This is a genomic window from Saccharothrix sp. 6-C (genome assembly GCF_016695385.1).
Taxonomy (GTDB): domain Bacteria; phylum Actinomycetota; class Actinomycetes; order Mycobacteriales; family Pseudonocardiaceae; genus Actinosynnema; species Actinosynnema texasense.
The window spans coordinates 5,324,222-5,346,446 of record NZ_CP064192.1; the positions used below are offsets into that span (position 1 = coordinate 5,324,222).

A 22,225-nucleotide genomic window follows, 5' to 3' on the forward strand; every position below is an offset into this window, starting at 1 on the left:
ACCCGGCCGTCGTCGTCCACGACGCACAGCGAGACGTCGTCCACCTTGAGGAGCTTGTTGAGCGTGACGGCGAGCGCGACGTGCGCCACGTCCTCCGGCTCGTGCGCCCCTCCCGCCCGCAGTCGGTCCAGGGTGTCCCTGGTGCTCGCGGGCAGCACGGCCTCGACCCGGCCGTCGGCCGCGGCGTCGCTCGTGAACCACGACTCCGGCAGCCGCACGCCGAAGCCGGTGAGCAGCGCGTCGGCGTCACGCCGGGCGAACCCGGCCTCCAGGTGCTTGCGCAGCTTGCCGATCGTCGGGTTCGCGAACAGGTCGCTCACGTCCAGCATGCCGGGGAACTGCCGGTGCAGCTCCTCCAGCAGCAGGACCAGGCTGAACGAGTTGCCGCCGAGGTCGAAGAAGCTCTGGTCGTAGCCGATCGGGATGTCGCCGAGGACCTTGCGCCACGCGGCGACCAGCTCCTGGGCCACGCCCGTGCGGTGCTCGTCGGCGGGCGCGGCCTCCACCGGCTGGTCGGCCCGCGCCTCCAGGGTGCGGCGGTCGACCTTGCCGCTGGTCGTCATCGGGATGTCCGGGACCGGCGACAGGGTCGCCGGGACCATGTAGTCGGTCAGGCGCTCGGCCAGCCAGTCCCGCAGCGCCTCCGGCGCGAGGTAGGCGCCCTCGCGCACCTGGTAGAAGCCGCGGATGACCTGGCCGCCCGACACCTCCCGGACGATCACCGCCGCGCCCGTGACCAGGTCGTGCCCGGTGATCGCGAGCTCGATCTCGCCCAGCTCGACGCGGTAGCCGCGGATCTTCACCTGGTCGTCCACCCGGCCCAGGCAGTGGACCTCGCCGTCCCGCCAGAGGGCGCGGTCGCCGCTGAGGTAGATCCGGCCGTCGCCGAACGGGTCCTCGCGGAAGCGCTCGCGGGTCAGCTCGGGCCGGTGCAGGTAGCCGGGCGACACGCCGAGCCCGCCGATCCACAGGTTCCCGGCCACGCCCTCGGGCACCAGCCGGAGGTTGTCGTCCAGCACGTAGAAGGTGGTGTTGGCGATCGGGGCGCCGATGGTGACGGGACCCGTGGCGCCGGTGAGGTCCTTGACGCTGGACCAGATGCAGGTCTCGGTCGGGCCGTAGACGTTGTGCACCTCCAGCGACGCGTGCTCGCCCAGCCGCGGCAGCAGGTCCTCCGGGAAGCCCTCGCCGCCCACGATGAGCTTGTCCAGCCGCGCCAGCGCGCGGCGCGCGGCCTCCGGGTCGGCGAACAGCAGGCGCAGCCGGGTCGGCGTCATCTGCAGGTACTCGACGTCGTTGGCGGCGACGAAGTCCGCGATGTCCGCGGGCGTGCGGACCTCCGACTCGCCCGCCACCACGACCGTGCCGCCCTTCGCGAGGGTCAGCAGGGTCTCCAGCAGGAAGATGTCGAAGGACGGGGTGGTCAGGCAGCCCACCGCCTTGTGCTCGGCCCACCCGAGGGCCGCGGGCATCCCGACGAGGAAGTTCGCCAGCGACCCGTTCGTCACCGTGACGCCCTTGGGCGTCCCGGTCGAGCCGGACGTGAAGATGACGTACGCGAGGTCGTCCGGCCCGGCCGGCGTCGCGGTGGTCGGGCCGTCGAGCGGAGCGTCCTCCCGCAGCACCAGCGCGCGGTCGCCGAGGTCCACCGCGGCGGCCAGCTCCTCGGTGCAGACGACCTTCTCCGGGGCCGCCGTGTCGATCACCAGCCGCAGCCGCTTCGCCGGGTCCTTCACGTCCATCGGGAGCCACGCGGCGCCGATGCGGTTGACCGCCAGCATCAGCGCGACCAGGTCGGGCGTCGGCGGCAGCAGGAGGCCCACCAGGTCGCCGGCGCCGACGTCGTGCGCGCGCAGCAGGCCGGCGAACCGGTCCACGCGCCCGGCCAGCTCGGCGTAGGTGACCTCCTCGCCGCCGAAGCGGATCGCGGGTCGTCCCGCGTGGTCGCGCACCGCGGCCTCGAACACCTCGGCGAGGGCCGGCACGTCCACCACCGGCCCGGCGCCCCAGGTCAGCAGCCGGTCCCGGGTCCCGTCGTCCAGCCGGGACAGCTCGTCGACCGTCTGGTCCGGCTCGCGCACGACCCGGGCGACCAGGTCCGCGTACTGCTCGGCCAGCTCGGTCATCCGCCGCTCGCCGTAGACGCCCGAGAAGTTCAGGTCGCCGAACAGGCCGCCGTCGCGCTCGGTGAGCTCCAGGGAGAGCGCGAACATCGAGCGCGGCACGGCGAAGTCCTCGGACGTGCCCTCGACGTCGCCGAACCGGTGCACGCGATCACGCGCGTTGGTGAAGGTGAACATCACGTCGAACAGGGCGTTGCGCCCGAAGTCCCGGTCCAGGTCCAGCTCCTGCACCAGCACGTCGTAGGAGTACGACGAGTGCTCCACCGCCGCGAGGCTGGTGTCGCGCACCGCCTGGAGCAGGTCCGGGACGCGGGTGTCCGCGGTCGGGCGGATGCGCAGCGGCAGCGACTGGGCGAACATGCCCACGGTGTCGTCGAACGACCCGGTGATCCGCTGGTCCAGGGGGATGCCGACGCACAGGTCGGCGCATCCCGTGGCGTTGGCCAGCAGCACCGACCACAGCGAGAGGTAGAAGATGAACGGCGTGGTGCGGTGCCGCTCGATGACCGCCTTGGCGGCCTCGTGCAGCGCGTCGTCGATCCGGAAGTGGTGGTGCGTCCCGGCGAAGTCGTTCACCACCGGGTAGGGCGAGTCGGTGGGCAGGTTCAGCGGCGGCGGCGCGGTCTCGAACTCGCGCAGCCACCACCGCCGGTGCTCCTCGTAGGCGGGTAGGCCGGCGGACCGCGCCTGCGCCCGCACGAACGCCGGGTAGCCGTCGGACCGCACGTCGGCCAGCTCGCCGCGCGCGAGGTGGTCGGCGAGGTCGTCGAGGATGATGTCGATCGACGCGCCGTCGGCGATGATGTGGTGCAGCGAGATCACCAGGTGGTGCGTGCCGTCGGCGTCGATGACGATCCCGCAGCGCCACAGCGGCGGCCGGGCCAGGTCGAACGGCCGGTTCAGCGCCGCGATCACGTCCTCGGTCCGCAGCGCGGGGTCGCGCCGGTGGTCGAAGACGTGGAACTCCGGGGTGACGTCCGGGGCGACGCGCGCCTTGATGTCGGTCGCGTCGATCTCGTAGTGGCCGCGCAGCTTCGGGTGCTTGCGCGCGATGGCCCGGAACGCCTCGGCGACCCGCTCCGGGTCGAGGGGGCCGTCGAAGCGCAGGCCGGTCACGATCTGGTAGGCCTCGTTGCCGCCGCGCATCCGCGACAGCACGTAGACCCGCTTCTCCTGCTCCGACACCGCGCTGTCGTCCAGCGGGTCGAGACCGGCGCCGCGGCCCGTGCCGGAGGGCAGGCCGCGGGGCGCCGTCGAGGTCGCCCGCCGGAAGTCGAACCCGCCCGCGCGCAGCGCTTCGACGCTGGTGCGGATGACCTCGAAGATGCGGTCCTGGTGCTCCCGGGTGTGCGCCAGGGAGAAGAAGGCGGTCCGCCGCTCCCACACGTAGACGCCGTGGAACACCATGAGCTTGAAGAACAGGTTCAACGTCAACGTCATGTCGGACATGTCGCGCGGCACGACGGTCTCGTACTTGTAGAGCGACGAGAAGTGCGACACCTTCAGCGGCACTTCCTCCGCCTCGAAGTAGTCGTTCACGCGGCGCGCGAAGTCCGCGGTGAGCTGGTTGACCGCGGCGAGCGCCTCGACCCCGTGCTCGCGCAGGTGGGTCAGCGCGGCCTTGCAGGCGGCCATCGTCAACGGGTGCTTGCAGAACGTGCCGGCGAAGAAGGTCGTGGGCGTCGAGGGCTTGGAGTCGTCCACGTCGGACCACGCGCCGCCGTCGACCGCGTCGAGGTACTTGGACTTGCCGGCGATGATGCCGATCGGCATCCCGCCGCCGACGAGCTTGCCGTACAGCGACATGTCCGACTCGACGCCGAAGTGCTCCTGGGCGCCGCCCAGCGCGATCCGGAAGCCCACGATCATCTCGTCGAAGATCAGCGCGATGCCGTGCTCCGTGCAGATCTCCCGCAGCTCGCGCAGGAACTCGGTGGGCTGCAACGTCGGGTTGCGCGACTGGACGGGTTCGACCAGGACGGCGGCCAGCTCGGCCCCGTGCCGCCGGATGCGCTCCAGCGACTCGGGGCTGCCGTAGGTGAGCACCACCGTGTCGTCGACCGCCGACTGCGGGATGCCGATCGAGGTGGGGATGCTGTCCTCGCCGTCGGCTTCCGCCAGCACGGCGTCGTAGCTGCCGTGGAAGGAGGTGAGGAACCGCGCCACCTTGTCCCGGCCGCTGACCGCGCGCGCCAGGCGCACGGACACCATCACGGCCTCGGTGCCGGTGTTGCAGAAGGCGACCCGCTCGGCCCCGGTCATCTCGTGCACCAGCTCCGCGACCTCGCCCGCCACCCGGTTCTGCGGGCCGAGCTCGTAGCCGCGGTCGAGCTGGTCGCGCACGGCGTCGACGATGAAGTCCGGCTGGTGGCCGAAGAAGTGGACGCCGTAGCCCATCGCGGTGTCGATGTACTCGTTGCCGTCCACGTCCCAGAACTTCGCCCCGCGCGACCGGGCCGACACGACGGGGTAGACCGTCTCCTTGAGGCTGGGGTTGAAGTTGAGCGAGGCGATCCAGTCGGCCAGCACCTCGCGGTGCTCGCCGGCGTACACCTTGGAGGTCGGGGTCTTCGCGGTGAACCGCGCCACGAAGTCGCGGATGAACGCGGCCTGCTCGGCGGTGAGCCGGTCGTCGACCAGCTCGATGTTGTTGGTGTGCGTGCCGACCTTGCGCGACCGGGCCACCGGGCGGCCCGGCTTCGCCTTCGGCTCAGGCGCCGGGGCCTGCGGCGCCACGCCCGCCAGCACGTCCAGCTGCTGCCGCATGATCTCCAGCTGCGACCGGATGACGCCCTCGATGCCGGGCGCTTGCGCGGACGCGCCCACGTCGAGCCCGACATGGTCCCCGATGGCCGGGACCGGGACGGCCCGTGGCCGCGGGGTCGGCTCGGCGGTGATCACCGGGGCCGCCTCGGCGGGCCGGTGCTCCAGCACGAAGTCGGCCAGCAGCCCCGGCGTGTAGAGCGACTCGAAGAACGCCTTGATCGGGATGTCCAGGTCGTACTCCGCCTCGACGCGCTTGCCCAGCTGGACGAGCATCAGGGAGTCGATGCCCAGCGCGAACAGCTGGACGGACTCGTCGATCGCGTCCACCGCGACGCCGGTGACCTGGCCGATGCTCTGCTTGACGAACTCGACGACCGCTTCCCGCTCGGCCATGCGCCGGACACCCGTCCTCTCCACCTCGGTGACCACCGGGGGCGACACCTCGCCGCCGTGCTGCCCGGCGCGGTCGGAGTACCAGGTCCGCCGCCGGTCGAACGGGGTGCGCGGCAGGTCGCGGACGAGCTCGCCCGACCCGCCGGGCAGCCGGTCCCACGCCAGGGACCGGCCCAGCTCCCACAGCACCGCCGCGCTCTCCAGCAGCTGGCGGGTGTCGGAGCGGCCCTTCCGCAGGCTCGGCAGGACGACGGCGGCGTCCGCGAACTCCTGCGCGACGAGCCCGCCGACCGTGGCCGTGGCGCCGATCTCCAGGAACACGCGCGCGCCGCTGTCGACCGCGGCGCCGACGGCCGCCCGGAACAGGACGGGCTCGACCAGGTGCCTGCTCCAGTAGGACGCGTCGATCGGCGAGTCCGCCGGGACGGGCTGCCCGGTCACCGCGGAGATCCACGGCAGGGCGGGCGGGTCGAACGCGTGGTGGCGGATCTGCTCGTGCAGGTCGTCCGCCGCCTGCGCCATCGACGCCGAGTGGTACGGGTGCGAGACGTCCAGCCGCTCGGTGAAGATCCGCTGCTTGCGCGCGGCCTTGAGCACCGCGGCGAGGCCCTCGGCGGCGCCGGCGACGGTGGTGTTCTCGGCCGCGTTCACCGCGGCGACGGAGACGTCCGGGTGGTCGGCCAGCAGCTGCTCCGCCCGCTCCCGCGAGCACAGCAGCGTCGCCATCGAGCCGTCCGCGGTCGAGGCCGCCACGACCCGTGCCCGGCGCGTCACCAGGTCGACCGCCTGGGTGAGGCTCATGACCGACGCGAAGCAGGCCGCCGCGTACTCGCCGACGCTGTGGCCGATCACGGCCGAGGGCGTGACGCCGAGCGCCTGCCAGTACCGCGCGAGCGCCAGCTCGACCGCGAAGATCATCGCCTGGGTGTGGCGCGGCGACCGGAACGGCGCCTCGTCGTCGCCGAACATGGCCTCGACCGGCGACACGTCGCCGATCCGGCGGAACACCCGGTCGATCTCGTCCAGCTCGGCGCGGAAGACCGCGGCGTGCTCGTAGAGCTCCCGGGCCATGCCCGGGTACTGCGTGCCCTGCCCGGAGAACACGAACACCTGGCCGGCGCCCGCCTCCCGGGCGGACGCGAGCGAGCCCAGCGCGGTCTCGACGGCGGCCGGGATGTCGGTCACCGAGTCGCAGACCAGCGCCGCCCGGTGCCGCAGGGCCGCGCGCCGCTCCCCCAGCGTGTGGGCGATGTCGGCGAGGTCGGCGGACGTGCCCCCGCTCCACCCGGCCAGGTTCCGCAGGGCGGTGCGCAGCGCCGCGTCCGACTTCGCCGAGACGGGCAGCAGGCGGGCCGGGGCGGGCGTCGTCCGCGCGGCCCTCGGTTTCGGCCGGTACTCCTCGACGATCATGTGCGCGTTGCTGCCGCTGATGCCGAAGGAGCTGATCCCGGCCCGGCGGCGACCGCCGACCGGTTCCCAGGCGACCTCCTCGGCCACCACCTCGATCGGGATGGCGTCCCAGTCGATCAGCCGGTTGCCCTCGCGGAAGTGCAGGGTGGCCGGGAGCCTGCCGTGCCGCATGGACACGATCACCTTGCACAGCGCGGCCATGCCCGCCGCGGACTCCAGGTGCCCGAGGTTGGACTTCACGCTGCCGACGCGCAGCTTGTCGCGCCTGCCCGCGAAGACCCTGGCGAGGGCGTTGACCTCCTGCGGGTCGCCGATGGGCGTGCCCGAGCCGTGCGCCTCGACGTAGGAGACGTCCTCGATCCCGACGCCGGCCTCCGCCATCGCGGCCTCGACCACGCGCTGCTGCGCGGTGCCGCTCGGGACGGTGAACCCGCCGCCCTGGCCGTTGTGGTTGATCGCCGAACCGCTGATCACGGCCAGCACGTCGTCACCGTCGCGCTCGGCGTCCGACAGGCGCTTGAGGACGACGACCGTCCCGCCCTCGCTGCGGATGTAGCCGTCGGCGCCGTCGTCGAAGCTGCGGCACCGCCCGGTCGGGGACAGCGCCTGCAACCGGGACCACGACACGTGGCCCTCCGGGCTGAGGATCAGGTTCACCGCGGCGGCGACGACCATGTCGCAACCACCCTGCTTGAGCTCGCGGCCCGCCTGGTGCAGCGCGTACAACGATGACGCGCAGGCCGCGTCGATCGCCTGGCTGGGGCCGTCGAAGCCGTAGGTGTAGGAGATCCGGCCGGCCGCCGAGTTCGCCATGTTGCCGGTGTAGCTGTACCGCTCGGCCGGGTGCCCGAGGTTCTTCCCGACCTGGACGTAGTCGTTGGTGTAGATGCCGACGAACACGCCGACGCGCCGGTCGCGCCCCGCCGCGGTCGGGTCCATCCCCGCGTCTTCGAGGGCTTCCCAGGTCAGCTCCAGCAGCAGCCGCTGCTGCGGGTCGATCGACTCGGCCTCGGTGGGTGAGATGTTGAAGAACAGCGGGTCGAAGCCGTCCACCTGGTCGAGGTAGCCGCCCTGGGTGGTGGTCACCTCGCTGGTGTCGAGGTCGCTGTGCGCCCACCGGTCGGCGGGCACCTCCCGCACGACGTCGACCCCGCCGCTCAACGTCTCCCAGAGCTGGTCGCGGGTCTCGATGCCGCCGGGCAGCCGGAACGCCAAGCCGACCACGGCGAGGGGCTCGGCGGAGAACGCGCCCTCCCGCGCCGGGGCGGGGCGCGCCTCGGCCGGCGCGCGGACCTGACCGACGCGCCGGGTCAGCTCGGCGGTGAGCGCGTCGGCGGTGGGGTGGTCGATGATGAACGTGCTCTCCAGCGAGACGCCCAGCTCGCGCGCCAGACCGCTCTGCAGCCTGATCAGCTGGACCGACGTGCAGCCCAGCTCGAACAGGCTCTTCTCGTAGTCGTCCTGGCGCAGCTCGCCGCCGATGCCCAGCACCTCCGCGACGTGCCTCGACACCAGGTCGGGCAGCGAGGCGCCGTCGGCGGCGGGCCGGGTCGGCGCGGTGCCCGCGCGGGAGCGGGTCGCCGGCGCGTCCAGGTCCGGCAGGTCGATCGTCCGGCCGCGGCCGGCGAGCACGGGCTCCCAGTCCACCGCCAGGCCCTGCACGTGCGCCTCGGCGAGCGAGGTCAGGAAGTGGTCCAGGCGCGGCTCGTCGCGGCGCAGGGAGTTCAGCACCGGCGCCTCGACGCCGACGTCCTCCGCGGTCTGCCGCAGCGCCAGCGTCAGCACCGGGTGCGCGGTGACCTCGACGAACGCCTGGTAGCCGGCCGCCAGCATGGCCCTGGTCGCGCTCTCGAAGAGCATCGGCTGACGCAGGTTGCGGTACCAGTAGTCGGCGTCCAGCCCGGCGGTGTCGACCGCCGCGCCGGCCATGCCGGAGTAGAACGGGATGTCCGACGCGCGCGGGGTGATCGACGCGAGCGAGGTCAGCACGGTGTCGCGCACCTCCTCGACCCGCGGGCAGTGGGCGGCCAGCGGCACGGAGGTCACGTGGGCGTAGACGCCCGCCGCGCGCAGCTGCTCGGCGGCGAGCGCGAGCACCTCGCGGTCGCCCGAGACCACCACCGTGCGCGGCGCCATCACACCCGAGACGTGGACGTCGTGGCCGTGCTCGGCGAACCACGAGGTCACCTCGCGCACCGGCAGCGCCACCACGGCCATGCCTCCCCGGCCGGCCAGCGTCGACTGGGCGCGGCTCCACAGCACGGCGGTCTTCGCGGCGTCGTCCAGCGACAGCGCGCCGGACACGAACGCCGCGGCGGCCTCGCCGATGCTGTGCCCGACCACCGCGTGCGGTCGGACGCCGTAGGAGCCCCACAGCCCGGTGAGCGCCACCATGATCGAGAACAGCACGGGCTGCACGACGTCCGTCCGGTCGTACAGGTCCGCGTCGTCCGACCTCAGCACGTCCACCAGCGACCAGTCGACGTGCGGCGCCAGGGCGTCGGCGCAGTCGGCGATCCGCCGGGCGAACACCGGCGAGGAGTCGAGCAGGTCGGCGGCCATCCCGGGCCAGATCGCGCCCTGGCCCGGGAACACGAACGCGGGGCGCGTCACCTCGACCGCCGTCCCCTCGACCACGTGCGGCGCCGGCCGACCTTGGGCGAGCAGGTCCAGCGGCCCGGCGAAGTCGTCGCCACGCCCCAGCAGCACGGCGCGGCGCGCGTGCGGCGGTCGGGTCGTCGCCAGGGTGCGGCCCACGTCCCAGGCGTCGACGGCGCCGTCGCGGACGAAGTCGCGCAACCGCGCGGCGACGTCGCGCAGCGCCTGCTCCCCCGGCGCGCCGAGGATCCACGGAATCGTCATCGCCGCCTCACCACCCGGTCACACGGGGTGCTTGCCATGACGCCCTCCGGGGTGCTCGCGACGCGCGGGATCTCACACGGTTCATTGCCTAGTTCTTCCTGGCGTACTTCTTGTAGCCGAAGTCGGCGATCATGACCTGCTGCAGCTGGGAGGTCCCCTCGATGACCTCGAGGATCTTCGCCTCCCGGAACAGGCGCTCCGCCGGGAAACCCGACCAGCACCCGTTCCCGCCGAGCACCTGGACCGCGTCCGACGTCGCGCGCTGCGCGATCGTGGACGAGAAGTACTTCGCGATGTTGGTCTCCATGGCCGCGTCGGCGGTGCGCGGCGCCAGGAAGCGGCCCGCCCGCCGGCACAGCTCCCTGGCCGCGGCGACGTTCGTGACCGCGTCCGCGACCATCTTCTGCACCAACTGCTGCGTGCCGATCTTGACGCCGAACTGCTCGCGGCGCGTGGCGTAGGAGCACATCTCCTCCACCGCCGCCTGCGCCAGCGCGACGCCCGCCCACGCGATGCTGTACCGACCGTGCAGCAGGGCCGTGTTGACCACGAAGCCGAAGCCCGCGCCGACGCCCGCGACGAGGTTCTCCGCCGGCACCTCGACGTCGGCGAAGGCGACCTCCGCGATGTGCGTCGCCCGGTTGCCCAGGAACCCGGACATGGGCCGGGTGTCCACTCCCGGCGCGTCCCGCTCCACGATGAACGCGCTCGTCGTGCCGTGGTCGGAGGCGACCACCAGGAACAGGTCGGCGATCCCGGCGAAGGAGATCCACTTCTTCCGTCCGTTGAGGACGAACGTGTCGCCCTTCCTGGTGTAGGTCGTGGCCACGGCGGCGGCGTCGGACCCGGCGTTCTCCTCGGACAGCGCGAAGCACGCGATCCGCTCGCCGCGGGCGAGCGCGGGCAGGTACTTCTCCTTGAGCCGCTTCGACGCCAGGTCCACCAGCGTCCCGGCCACGATGGAGGTGTGCACGGTCAGCAGCGCCCGGGTGGAGGCGCACGCCTTGCCGATGACCTCGGTGAGCTCCCCGTACGCCAACGGGTCCAGGCCCAGGCCGCCCCACCTCACGGGGATCGCCGCGCCGAGGAAGCCCTCGGCCGCCATGGTCCTGACGACGTCGGCCGGCAGGCGCTCGTCGCGGTCGAACTCCGCGGCCCGGGGCGCCAGCCCGGTGTCCGCGAACGACCTGGCTCTCGCGATGACCTCGGACGGGTCGACGTCACTCACCCGACGGGCTCTTCAGGTCGGCGACCATGTCCGCGAGGCGGCGGACCGAGCTGAAGTTCCGCAGCACGATGTAGTCGTCCGGCACCTCGACGTCGAACGTGGACTCCACGTAGTGCAGGAGCTGCATGGCGAACAGCGACGTGAAGAAGCCCCGCTCGAAGATGTTGTCCTCGTCGTGCAGCTCCACGTCCTTGAACGCGGTCATGTTCTCCCGCAGGTAAGCCCGGATGTTGGCCGCGGCGTCCGCCACCGTGACGTCTGCCATGTTCACCACCGCCTCGTCATGCATCGATCTCGACCTTGATGTACTCGGGGTATCCCTGCCGGAGAGCGAGGTCGTTCTCGTACAGGTGGTCATTGCCCTCTTGCGACACCACGCGGAAGTTCGCCAGCTGGTAGGTCACCAGCATCTGGCGGTTGCGGTCGGTGCGGCGGAAGCGGGCGAACAGGCGCTTGCCGTGGTCGGCGGCGCGCTGAAGCAGGAACGACAGCAGCACCGTGCCCACGCCCTTGGACACCGTGCGGCAGGACATGAGCAGCAGGTTGATCGTCCAGCGGTCGTCCCGCTTCTCCACCAGCGCCATGCCGATCTTGCCGTACGAGCCGTAGCGGTCGGTCAGCTCGCACACCCACAGGTCGTGGTCCGGGTCGCGCATCAGCTCGTCGAGCTGCTCGTAGGAGTACTGGATGCCGGTGGAGTTCAGCTGGTTGGTGCGCTCGGTCAGCTCTTCGAGGCGCAGCAGGTCGTCGTCCTTGGCCCGGGAGATGGCGAAGATCATGCCGAGGCCGCCGAGGAACTCGTCCGCGGGACCCCGGTGGTCGAGCTCGGCCTCGTGGCGCGCCTGGTCCTCCAGGTACATGAGCCGGCGCCGGCTCGCGTCCTCGGTGACCACCTTGGGGTTCAGGCGGGGCATGGACAGCACGGTGTGCAGCTGCGCCGAGTCGACCGTCTCGACCTCGGGGTGGGCGAAGGCCACCTCGTCGCGCTCGAACGGCTGGTCGTCCACGAACATGATCGTGTCGATGCCGATGTTGAGCTTCTCGCGGATCGCGGCGACGGAGCTGGACTTGCTGTTCCAGTTGATCTGCGGGTACAGGAAGTACTCGGCGAGGCCGAGGCCCTCCAGCACGCGCATCGCGTCGTCGTGGTTGTTCTTGCTGGCGACCGACTGGAGGACGCCGCGGGCGTCCAGGGTCTTGACCAGGTCCACCACGCCGTCGCGCGGGACGAGCTCGTCGCCCGCCGACAGCGTGCCGTGCCACAGCGTGTCGTCGAGGTCCCACACGACGCACTTGACCATCTTCATGAATCGACGTCCCCCAGAGTGATCACTGCCTGTGCCGTTCCCGCGCGGATCAGTGCTGCGCGTACGTGTAGAACCCCTGGCCGCTCTTCCGGCCGAGGAGCCCGGCGGCGACCATCTTCTTCAGCGTCGGGCAGCAGCGGAACTTGCTGTCCTGGTACTCCTCGTAGAGCACGTTCAGCGAGTTGACGACGGTGTCCAGCCCGATGAGGTCGGCGGTCTCCAGCGGACCCATCCGGTGCCCGTAGCCGAGCTTGAAGATCGCGTCGACCTGCTCGGGCTCGGCCACGCCGTCGTGCACCAGGAAGGCCGCCTCGTTCATGAAGAGGTGCGACAACCGGTTGGACACGAAGCCGGGCATGTCGTTGACCACGATGGACCGCTTGCCCAGCGAGCCGACGAACTCCTCGGCCCGCTTGATCGTGTCGTCGGAGGTGTGGAAGCCGCGCACGACCTCCGCGCACTCCAGCAGCGGCACGGGGTTCATGAAGTGGATGCCCACGACGTCGGCGGGTCGGGCCGTGCGGGCGGCGAGCTTGGTGATGGAGATGCAGCTCGTGTTCGCGGCGATCTTCACGTCCTCGCCGCAGACCTCGCGCAGCCGGAGGTACAGCCGCTCCTTCGCGGCCAGGTCCTCCACGATGTTCTCGACGATCCAGTCGGCTTCGGCGAGGTCGCCCAGGTCCGCGGTGAAGCGGATGCGGCCCAGGACCTCGTCGGCTTTCCACGAGCCCGCGGTCGGGGACATCATCCGGAACTTCCGGACCAGCCCGCGGGCGTCCCGGGGAGCCGCGGCCAGCACGTCGGGATCGTGGTCGGTCAGGATGACGTCATAACCGTTGGCGGCGCACGTGATGGCCACGTCCTTGCCCATCACGCCCGCGCCGATGACCCCTACTGTCGCCATGCCCCGGTCGCCCCCGCTAACGAAGAGTGCGCGCAGTGCGCGCGAACGTCCACACATTCTTTTTTCGCGCACGCCGCCCGCCGACGTCGTGCCGAGAACCGGCCGGGCGTCGAAAACAAGCTTCGTACTCGATTGAACCGTCCTTCGGATGCGCGCACCCGAAGAATCAGCCGCAGCCCGCCCGAACCATGCGAGATCAACCCCTACTGACCCTTTCGGCCAGGAGGAGGCTTTCACTACGCCGTTTGCGCGCTACGTCCGGTTCGTACCTTCCGTGCCAGGGACGATACACAGAACGCCGTAGCTGCGTAAAGGTTTCACCAAGGCTACGGAAAGTAGCAGGGTGATCGCGCGGCGTGCCCGACCCGAACATTCCCGTACCTACCGGGAAGTAAAGCCCGAAAACGGGCCGCAGCGCGTTGTCGATCTTGATCGGGGTTAGGACCACCCGCGTGGACTGGACATTCCGGTGCCCACAAGGAATTTCCCGGATCCGTGGAAGCCTCGCATTCGAGCCGGCACAGCCCCTCTCGACCGGCCCGACACCAGAACGGCAGACACCCCGCCCGACCTCATCAAGAGTGGCCTGACCAGCACAAACACTGCCGACTGGACCGACGCCGCACCGCCTCCCCCGCCGACGCGCCACCCACCTGGAGCCCCTTATAGCGGACGACCGCCGCCCTTCTCCGGTGTTTGACAAGAATTTTTCGCGAAGTTAAGAGCGGGTCAAGGGAACCGCCGCCGATCGGTCCCCGACCCGACGGATAGCGGCTGGTCACTACGCGGTGCCGCATCCGGATGATGTCGTCTCAAATGGTAGAAGATTCAACCTGGATGCTGAATCCCGCACCTGTCGGTGCGCGGTCGATACCGCCGGACAATCCATCCGGTGACGGGGTCGAACGCACCCTTGTCGACCTAGGTGGCAACGTCTAACATGCGTCGTTCCGCCTCGACGAAACCACCGACCAGCAAGGAACGACCGTGGACAGAACGTTTGCCGAAGATGTCGGCGACTGGCTGGTCGCCCAAGCCGACGATCTCCTCCAGGTCGGCGGCACGAAACAACTCATGGGGCTCGACTGGACCGTTCTGCCGGAAGTGTGGCCGCCCGATCCCGCGACCGAGGTGTTCACCTCCGCGCTCCCGTTCGGCCCCGGCACGCGCTTCCTGGAAATCGGCTGCGGCGCCGGCGTGACGAGCGTGATGGCCGCCAGGAACGGGTGCGAGCGCGTCGTCGCGGCCGACATCAACCCGGCCGCCGTCGCCAACACCGAGCTGAACGCCAAGGCCCACGGCGTCGGGGACCGGGTGGAGGCGCTGACGAGCGACCTGTTCCACGAGTTCGCGCCGACGGACGTGTTCGACCTGATCGTCTCCAACCCGCCGCTCGTCCGGGCCCGCGAGGACCGCGCCTACGACCGGCCGATCGAGCGGTCGGTGTTCGACCCGGGCTACGGCATCCACCAGCGGTTCTTCGACGAGGTGAAGCCGCACCTCGCCGAGGACGGGCGGATCTTCATGAACACCAGCGACACGATGGGCGACCCGAAGTCGATCGTGGCGCTCGCCGTGCGCATGGGCTTCGCCGTGCGCAAGCACCACTCGAACCGGATCGAGATCCCCGGCTCGCTGATCGGTTGGACCCCGGCGGTCGCCGCCGCCGCGGACGAGCACGGCCTGGTCCACATCGACTCGTCGATCTACGAGTTCCAGCTGATCTGACGGCCGACCGTCCACTGTGGTCAGGACGGGTCGCGCGCGGTGTCCCCGGACGACGCGCGGTGCCCCGGAACGACCGGTGGCCCGCGGACGAAATCGTCCGCGGGCCACCGGTCACGTCCGGGTCAGCCGGCCGGGCCGTCGGTGACCGTGCCGAAGACCGTGGTGCCGATCGAGCCCGGGGTGCGGGTCGCGAGGTCGAAGCGGATCCGCTCGGTGGGCTCGACCTCCGCGTCGGCCACCGTCAGCACGGACACGTCCACGCTCACCTGCCCGCGCTGGAAGTAGGCGGTCACCCCCAACCCGGTGGAGGACAGCGGCCGGGAGGGCAGCGGTTCCTCTCGGGACACGCGTTGGCGGAACCACACCTCGTCGACGTCCGTGGTGGACAGTTCGACGCCGCCCGGTGCGATCGGCCGGCCGGCGACCGTGACGTTCGAGTCGGCGACCGAGGACAGCGTCACCCGCCACGTCAGCGTGCCGCCCTCGGCGACCTCGCCGACGACCGGGGTGGCGGTGACGGTCGGCTCGGGGTCGTCGTTCGGCACGGTCAACCGGTCCGTGTAGCGGCCGACGACCGCGCCCTTCACCGCCTTGGCCAGGACCACCCGCTTGGCGCCGAAGCTCCAGCGGGTGTTCCCGGTGACCTGCACCGGGATCGCGACCTCGTGCTGCCCGGGCTCGATCGCCACCAGCTGCTCGGTGTACGCGCCGTCCTCGCCCTGGACGAGCACCCGCACGGAGCCCGCGCCGTCACCGGTGACCGAGACCGGGAAGTGGACGGTCCGCGTGCCGGAGTCGCCTTCCTCCACGGTCAGCGCGCCCACGTCGACGCGCGGCAGCGCCACCGGGCGCGGGTCCGGCAGGCCGGGCGCCCAGCCGTGGGCGTCGATGAGCCACGCCTCCCCGGAGTCCCCGTGCGGGACGAGTTCCAGCTCGGCGACGCGGCGCAGGTCGATCCCGCGCGCCGGCAGCGGCACGCGGACCTCCTGCGCCCACCGGGCGGAGAGCCGCTCGGTGGCGGGCAGGCCGTCCAGCGCCACCGTCCCCAGCTGCGCGCGCCGCCCGGCGGCGTCGGTGACGGCCACGTCGAAGCGGTTGGCGGTGGTGTTCGGCGGCACGGCCAGCCTCAGCGCCAGGTGCCTCGACCCCGCCAGGGACACCGGCGCACCGGGGCGCACGGTCGAGGACTGGCCGTCGGCGGTCCACCGCAGGGCCACGGCGAACCGGCCGGACTCCGGCACCACGCGGTTGAACCGGACGAAGTGCGGTGACGGGCGGGCGGCGGCCGGGTCGACGCAAGCCGCCGCCGCGTCGGCCGAGACCTGCGCGCACACCCGCGCGGACCCGCTCGCCGACGTCGTCTCGTCGGGCACGACGAACGGTGAGCGCGCGCCGCCGACGGCGTGGGCGAGCACGCGCGCCGGGTCGGCCGAGGGCGCGCGGACGCCCGAGCCGTCGAGCAGGGGCAGCACCCGCCGGTCTCCCGCCACGAACAACCGCGCCGCGGCGGCGATGTAGGTCGCGCCCGCGTTCTGCTGCTGCTCGGCCGTGAGGCGGGTGGGCGTGCCCGGCGAGCACACCGCGTCGGTCCACGTGACGGGGAAGTCGTCGTTGGCCGGCGCCTCCGCCTGACCGGGCGTCCACTCGGTGTTGAAGAAGTTGTGGTTCGCGCCGACGACGTACAGCGCGCTGTGCAGCGCCGCTCCCCGGCTCACGCCGCGAGTGCCGTCCACGGACAGCTGGCCCTGGAGGTCGGACACGTCGCCGTCGCAGCCGGGCAGGATGGTCGCCGACGGGACGTCCGGCGCGGGGTTGTGCCCGAAGATCGTCGGGCCGATGAGCAAGGTGCCCTTGACGGTCCAGCGCACCGGATCACCTTGGGGCGGCGGGGAAACGCTGTCGACCGCGGCCCGGTTGACGCCCTCGCCGCCACGCGAGTGGCCGACCAGGAACACGGCGCCCAGGTCGGCGACGGGCGCGGCGCGGACGACCTCGGGCGCGGCGGCCCGACCGGCGCCCGCCCAGTCGGCCCACCTCGCCAGGTGGGCGCGGACCAGTGCCGAGCGCGCGCCGGCGCCCGACTCGACGTCCAGCGTGTCCTGGGCGTTGACGGAGTTGGCCGACACGGACACCGTCACGTAGCCCTGCGAGGCGAGCAGCCGCTGCGCCTGGAGGTAGCCGCGGTGGCTCGGCACCGGCTCGGCGGGCGCCGGGCAGGGCCACTCCAGCAGGACCTGGGTCCCGTTGTAGCAGGTGACGTGCCTGCCGTGCAGGAACAGCGCCAGCGGTCGCCTGCCCGGCGCGCCGGTCGGCGCGACGACCACGGCCCGCATCTCCAGCGGCACCGCGTAGCCGGGCGCGGTGATCGGGTCGAGCTCGTACTCCCCGGTGCGCGTGGCGAACGGGCCGGGCTTGCCGGGATCGACCTCGCCGGCGGGCGACAACGCGGGTGGCTCGCCGATCGACGCGGTCGACGCGGGCGCGGGCTCCTCCGCGTCCAGCCGTCGGCCCGAGACCCGCACCTGGAGCTCGTCGACGTCGTCGAACCCCGCCCCGGGCAAGGTGTACGTGCGCAGGTCGGCGGACGTGCCGGGCACGCCCAGCAACCGGTCGCCCTCCCAGAACTCGACCGCGGCGCCGCCGGGCGGCACCGGGGCGGGCGCGGTCCACGTCAGCCCCGCACCGGTGATCGCCCACCCCGCGGGCGGCGACGGGTCCGCCGGTCGCGCCTGGGCCGGCGCGGCGACCGGCAGGACGAGAGCCGCCACCGTCAACGCGGGTAACAAGAGTCTGATCGAGCGCATGAGCGATCCCCCTGAATCGACCGACGTGCGACCAGTTCTAGTGGTGGCGGACGGGGCCCCACAAGCGTTGGCGAAACTGTTGCGGGCCGTTCGCCCCGACAGTGCCCGAAAGTCCCTTCACCTCGCAGCGGCCGCGCGGAGGTGCAGGCGGATCGCCGAGATCAGGAAGAAGACGCCGCCCACGGCCGCGTAACCGGCGATGGCGGTGAGCGACGCGTCGGCGCCGCCGGCCTGCAGGACGAAGGTCGAGCCGGCGACGGCGGACAGGCCGCCGCTGAGGATCATCGCCCACTGGCCGCCGAGCCGGCGGCGCTGGATCGCGACGACCAGCTGCACGATGCCGGCGGTGATCGCCCAGGCGCCCCACACCCGCAGCACGCTCGGGATGTCGGAGGTGGCGGCGACGGCCACGCCGATGCCGGCGAGCAGGCTCAGCGCCATGTTGGCGTACAGCGGCGCGCGGGGTCGTGCGGAGCCCGAGGAGCGGAAGTCGACCACGGCGGCGGCGACGTCGAACAGCGGGTAGACCACCAGCAGCGCGATGCCGAACGGGGTGAGCGCGGACGCGGTGAGGGCCAGCAGGCCGGTCCAGACGATGGCGAAGCCGAACCGGGCGTAGTAGAGGGTCCGCAGCCCGTCGGCGCCTCCGGTGGTCTCGGTGGCGACGGGGGTGGCGGCTTCGGTGGAACTGGACATCAGGTCCCTCTTCCGGTGATCGGGGCGGTGGCGGGACGACTGCCCCGGCGACCGCAAGTAGACAGAACGATCGGTACACCCAGAGCGTGCGGCACGCCCGCCGCGCCTGTCAAGACCGACCGTTCTATCTGCTAGCCTCGGTCAGGGAGCGCGAAGGTCAGAGATCCCGGAGGGCTGGGGAAATGTCGGAAGCACGAGCGCGACTGCTCGGCACGGCCAGCGCGCTGTTCTACGCCGAAGGACTCCACTCGGTCGGCATCGACCGCATCATCGCCGCCGCCGGGGTGACCCGGGCCACGCTGTACCGGCACTTCCCGGGCAAGGACGACCTCGTGGTCGCCTACCTGACCCAGGGCGACGAGGCGATCCGCGCGCGAACGGACGCCGCGCGGAGCCGGGACTCGTCCCCCGAGGACGTCGTCCGCGCCGTCGGGCGGTCCATCGCCGACGACATCCGCCGCCCCGGCTTCCGGGGCTGCGCGTTCCTCAACGCCGCCGCCGAGTACCCCGACCCGACCCACCCGGTCCACCGGGCGGTCCTCAGGCACCGGCAGTGGTTCCAGGCCACGATCACCGAACTCCTCGCCGCCACCGGGGAAACCGACCCGGAACCCGCCGCCCGCCACTTCGTCATGCTGCGGGACGGCGCGATGGCCGCCGGCTGCCTGACCGACCCGGAGCCGATCTGCGAGACGTTCCTGCGCGGGATCGAAGAACTGCTCGAACACCTCGGTCACGGCCGTCGGCAACCGCATCCGTCCTGATCGGCGACACCCGGACCGACTGCTTCCCGAAATTATTTCGAATACGCGGGAGGTGAGCGACCCTCTCGACGTCCCGGAGCACTCCGGAACGCCGCCGCAATTGCGCCGGTGAACTGCGGGAACCGCAGGACGGCGCCTCGCACCGCCTTCACCGCATTGATCCCGCGAGCCCATGTCCGAAACCGATGGGCGGTGTCGCGCGCGCCGGGGGGCGCTCGACCGTTCGGCCCTGTACAGGGGGTGGACGTGCGGTTGGATGATCGCATGTACAACGCCATTGTCGTAGGTGGCCGGTGCGCCGGGGCGGCGGTCGGGACGCACCTGGCCCGCCGCGGGCTCCGGGTATTGGTCGTGGACCGGTCGACATTTCCCAGCGACGTCCTCTCCACACATTTCGTGTGGCCGCACGGAGCCTCCTACCTGAATCGGCTGGGGGTGCTGGACCAGATCAAGGCCGTGACCCCCGGGCACACCCACGTCACCATGGTCAACAATGGCCTCCCGTTACGCGGCAGCGTGCCCGAGGAATTGTTGCGCAACCAATTCCGCTTACTGCACGACGACGACCGCGGCATCACCACGGAATACTTCTCGGTCCGCCGGCACGTGCTCGACAAGATCCTGGTCGACAACGCGGTGCGGGCCGGCGTCGAATTCCGCGAGGGCTACACCGTCAAGGAGCTCCTGCGCGACGAGGACGGGACCGTCGTCGGCATCGAGGGCCGGGACGGCACGGTCGAGCACGCCCAGGTGGTGATCGGCGCCGACGGGCGCAACTCCTTCGTCGCCCGCGCGCTCGGGATCGGGAAGTTCGACGAGCGGCCGAGGTGCACCTACGCCTACTGGAGCTACTTCAGCGGCATCCCCGACGCCGAGGCGCAGCTCCACCGGCGGGGCAGGCTGGGGATGGCGATGGCCTCGACCAACCACGGGCAGACCATGGTGCTGACGTGGGGGCCGAGCGAGTGGGCCGAGCGGTTCCGGGCCGACGTGGAGGGCAACTTCCACCGGGCGCTCGGGCTGATCAGCGAAGAGGCGGCGGACACCGTGGCGCGGGCGCGGCGGGAGGAGCGCTTCTACGGGACGCTCGACCAGGCCGCCTACCTGAGGCAGTTGCACGGGCCCGGCTGGGTGCTGGTGGGCGACGCCGAGTCGTTCAAGGACCAGTGCACGGCGCTGGGGATCACCCACGCCCTGCGCGACGCGGAACTGGCCGCCGAGGCGATCGGCCGGTGGCTCGGCGGTGAGACCGACCGCGACACCGCCATGGCCGGGTACGCGGCCAAGCGGCGCAGCCAGACCGCCGCGGCCTACTACGACTACGTGTGCACGCTCGCGGAGATGAAGCCGCTGCGGCACGACGAGCTCCAGCTGTTCGCGATCCTGCGCGGCAACCAGGCCGAGATCGACCGCTTCATCGCCACCCACGTCGACGTGGCGCCGGTCTCGGAGTTCTTCGATCCCTCCAACGTGTTCCTGCTCAACGACACGGCCAAGGAGTCCTCGCGCGACCACAGCGCGTTCGCCGACTTCGAGGCGACCTACCGCGAGCACCAGCGCAACCCGTTCTCGCTCGCAGCGGCGGAGGCCACCCGATGACCGGCGTCCTGGCACACGAGCGCGAGGACGGCGAGGTCGTCGCGTCGCTGATCGCCGCCGCCGACACGGCCGGCGCCGACCCGCTCGCCGCGGCCAAGGCGGTCGCCGAGGCCGCGCGCGAGGTCTCGGACATGATGCGGAACTGGGCGTCGCACATCCCGTGGGAGGACCTGGAGGAGCTCGACACCCTCCCGCCCGACGAGGTCGTCCGCTTCTTCGCGGAGGACTACCCGGCGGTCCGGGCCGACCTGGAGCCGATGTGGGAGCCGGCGACCACGGCCGCGCCCGCGATCGACCCCGACGAGGACTACGCGCTCGACAAGAACGCCTACGACTTCTTCCGGCCCGTCGGGGCCAACCTGCTCGGCCGGACCGAGGAGTTCCACGGCTGGGTGGAAGCACGCCGGCGCACCGAGACCTGGCAGTACTCCCGGGTCCTGGAGGCGGCGCCCGGCGGGGTCGCCACCATCACCAACGACCTGAGCAAACCCGCCCGGGGCATCAACTTCAACTCCCAGGACTACCTGTCGTTCAACGCGCACCCGGAGATCCGGGAGGCGGCGGTCAGGGCGATGCGCGACTTCGGCCCGCACAGCGCCGGGTCGCCGATGGTGCTGGGCAACACCCGCATCTCCGACGAGCTGGAGGCCGCCCTCGGGGAGCTGGTCGGCCTGGAACACGTGACGCTGTTCTCGAACGGGTGGTCGGCGGGGTTCGGCGCCGTCACCGGCCTGGTCCGCCAGGAGGACCACATCCTCATCGACCGCCTCGCCCACTCCTGCCTGCAGACGGGGGCGCGCGCGGCGACCAGGAACATCACCCGCTACACCCACCTCGACGTCGAGGCCGTGCGCGCCCACCTGGCACGGATCCGCGCCGCCGACACCCACAACGGCATCATGGTCATCACCGACGGCCTGTTCTCGGTGGACTCCGACTGGCCGGACGTCGCCGCCCTTCAGGAGGTCTGCCACGCCTACGACGCGACGCTGCTCGTCGACGTCGCCCACGACCTCGGCTCGATGGGCCCCGGCGGCACCGGTGTGCTGGGCATGCAGGACGTGCTGGGCAAGGTCGACCTGGTGATGGGCGCGTTCTCCAAGACCTTCGCCTCCAACGGCGGCTTCGTCGCGGCCAGGTCGCCCGCGGTGAAGCAGTACATCAAGATGTTCGCCGGGTCGCACTTCTTCTCCAACGCCCTGTCGCCCATGCAGACCGCGGTGGTGCTCCAAGCGGCCCGGATCATCCGCACCGACGAGGGCGAGGCCCTGCGCGGGCGGCTGTTCTCCGCCATCCACGCCCTGCGCGACGAGCTGACGACGCGCGGGTTGACCTGCATGGGCTCGCCGAGCCCGATCGTGCCGGTGCTGATCGGCAACGAGAAGCTCGCGCGGACCGTCAACCGGCTGCTGTTCGACCGGGGGGTGCTCGCGTTCATGGTCGAGTTCCCGGTCACCCCGACCGGCGCCTCGCGCTTCCGGTTGCAGGTGCAGGCCGCGCACGAGCCGGCACAGGCGCGGGAAGCGGCCCGCATCATCGACGAGGCCCTGCGCGACGCGAAGGCGTACCTGTCCAGCGCGTTCGGCAACTCGTTCTAGTGGGTCGGGCGCCCGCGGCGGTCGCGAGCGCCCTCCCCCGCCG

Annotated in this window: 11 protein-coding genes (1 of these 11 only partly in view); 4 read left to right on the top strand and 7 right to left on the bottom strand. The window is 71.7% G+C overall.

The window, feature by feature from the left end; all coding sequences use genetic code 11:
- From IOD16_RS22200 to IOD16_RS22220, 5 genes are all read right to left on the bottom strand, one after another.
- A protein-coding gene (locus tag IOD16_RS22200; RefSeq protein ID WP_201435971.1) for a non-ribosomal peptide synthetase/type I polyketide synthase crosses the window boundary here: on the bottom strand, positions 1-9,554 show its 5' portion. Its footprint begins 355 nt before the window's first position; the window shows 9,554 of its 9,909 coding nt (coding positions 1-9,554); the start codon lies at positions 9,552-9,554; its stop codon lies off the left edge, out of view.
- A gap of 88 nt (positions 9,555-9,642) precedes the next feature.
- Positions 9,643-10,782 carry an acyl-CoA dehydrogenase family protein gene (locus tag IOD16_RS22205; protein WP_201435972.1) on the bottom strand — a complete coding sequence of 380 codons (1,140 nt, stop codon included), beginning with the start codon at positions 10,780-10,782 and terminating at the stop codon, positions 9,643-9,645.
- Positions 10,775-11,071 carry a phosphopantetheine-binding protein gene (locus IOD16_RS22210; protein ID WP_201435973.1) on the bottom strand — a complete coding sequence of 99 codons (297 nt, stop codon included), beginning with the start codon at positions 11,069-11,071 and terminating at the stop codon, positions 10,775-10,777. Before IOD16_RS22210 ends, IOD16_RS22205 begins: the two co-directional genes overlap by 8 nt.
- The gene (locus IOD16_RS22215) at positions 11,064-12,089 is read right to left on the bottom strand and encodes an HAD-IIIC family phosphatase (RefSeq protein WP_201435974.1); all 1,026 of its coding nucleotides are present in this window, start codon (positions 12,087-12,089) and stop codon (positions 11,064-11,066) included. The genes IOD16_RS22210 and IOD16_RS22215 overlap by 8 nt, the downstream gene beginning before the upstream one ends.
- 49 nt (positions 12,090-12,138) lie before the next feature.
- Complete coding sequence (locus tag IOD16_RS22220; protein ID WP_201435975.1) at positions 12,139-12,993, bottom strand: 3-hydroxyacyl-CoA dehydrogenase family protein; 855 nt, start codon at positions 12,991-12,993, stop codon at positions 12,139-12,141.
- Positions 12,994-13,980: 987 nt separating this feature from the next.
- On the opposite strand from IOD16_RS22220, the gene IOD16_RS22225 reads away from it, so the two are divergent.
- Positions 13,981-14,721, top strand: a complete 741-nt coding sequence (locus IOD16_RS22225; RefSeq protein ID WP_201435976.1) for a methyltransferase — start codon at positions 13,981-13,983, stop codon at positions 14,719-14,721.
- A 122-nt stretch (positions 14,722-14,843) separates the two neighbouring features.
- On the opposite strand, the gene IOD16_RS22230 is transcribed toward IOD16_RS22225, so the two are convergent.
- Together IOD16_RS22230 and IOD16_RS22235 are read right to left on the bottom strand one after the other, a co-directional pair.
- The gene (locus IOD16_RS22230) at positions 14,844-17,525 is read right to left on the bottom strand and encodes a hypothetical protein (RefSeq protein ID WP_201435977.1); all 2,682 of its coding nucleotides are present in this window, start codon (positions 17,523-17,525) and stop codon (positions 14,844-14,846) included.
- Positions 17,526-17,642: 117 nt separating this feature from the next.
- Complete coding sequence (locus IOD16_RS22235) at positions 17,643-18,221, bottom strand: hypothetical protein (protein ID WP_236594277.1); 579 nt, start codon at positions 18,219-18,221, stop codon at positions 17,643-17,645.
- 182 nt (positions 18,222-18,403) lie between these two features.
- On the opposite strand from IOD16_RS22235, the gene IOD16_RS22240 reads away from it, so the two are divergent.
- The 3 genes from IOD16_RS22240 to IOD16_RS22250 all read left to right on the top strand — a co-directional run bounded on the left by IOD16_RS22240 (position 18,404) and on the right by IOD16_RS22250 (position 22,182).
- Positions 18,404-18,985, top strand: coding sequence for a TetR/AcrR family transcriptional regulator (locus IOD16_RS22240; protein WP_201435978.1), 582 nt, complete (start codon positions 18,404-18,406; stop codon positions 18,983-18,985).
- A 264-nt stretch (positions 18,986-19,249) separates the two neighbouring features.
- A complete protein-coding gene (locus tag IOD16_RS22245) occupies positions 19,250-20,584 on the top strand; it encodes an NAD(P)/FAD-dependent oxidoreductase (RefSeq protein ID WP_123747168.1) in 1,335 nt (444 codons plus the stop codon).
- On the top strand, positions 20,581-22,182 hold the full coding sequence (locus IOD16_RS22250) for an aminotransferase class I/II-fold pyridoxal phosphate-dependent enzyme (RefSeq protein WP_201435979.1): 1,602 nt from the start codon (positions 20,581-20,583) through the stop codon (positions 22,180-22,182). Before IOD16_RS22245 ends, IOD16_RS22250 begins: the two co-directional genes overlap by 4 nt.
- Positions 22,183-22,225 lie beyond the last annotated feature (43 nt).

Bases quoted from the DNA above. Each gene is read 5' to 3' on its own strand.
- IOD16_RS22210 (WP_201435973.1), bottom strand. From the start codon at position 11,071: ATGCATGACGAGGCGGTGGTGAACATGGCAGACGTCACGGTGGCGGAC.
- IOD16_RS22215 (WP_201435974.1), bottom strand. From the start codon at position 12,089: ATGAAGATGGTCAAGTGCGTCGTGTGGGACCTCGACGACACGCTGTGG.
- IOD16_RS22220 (WP_201435975.1), bottom strand. From the start codon at position 12,993: ATGGCGACAGTAGGGGTCATCGGCGCGGGCGTGATGGGCAAGGACGTG.
- IOD16_RS22230 (WP_201435977.1), bottom strand. From the start codon at position 17,525: ATGCGCTCGATCAGACTCTTGTTACCCGCGTTGACGGTGGCGGCTCTC.
- IOD16_RS22235 (WP_236594277.1), bottom strand. From the start codon at position 18,221: ATGTCCAGTTCCACCGAAGCCGCCACCCCCGTCGCCACCGAGACCACC.
- IOD16_RS22240 (WP_201435978.1), top strand. From the start codon at position 18,404: ATGTCGGAAGCACGAGCGCGACTGCTCGGCACGGCCAGCGCGCTGTTC.
- IOD16_RS22245 (WP_123747168.1), top strand. From the start codon at position 19,250: ATGTACAACGCCATTGTCGTAGGTGGCCGGTGCGCCGGGGCGGCGGTC.
- IOD16_RS22250 (WP_201435979.1), top strand. From the start codon at position 20,581: ATGACCGGCGTCCTGGCACACGAGCGCGAGGACGGCGAGGTCGTCGCG.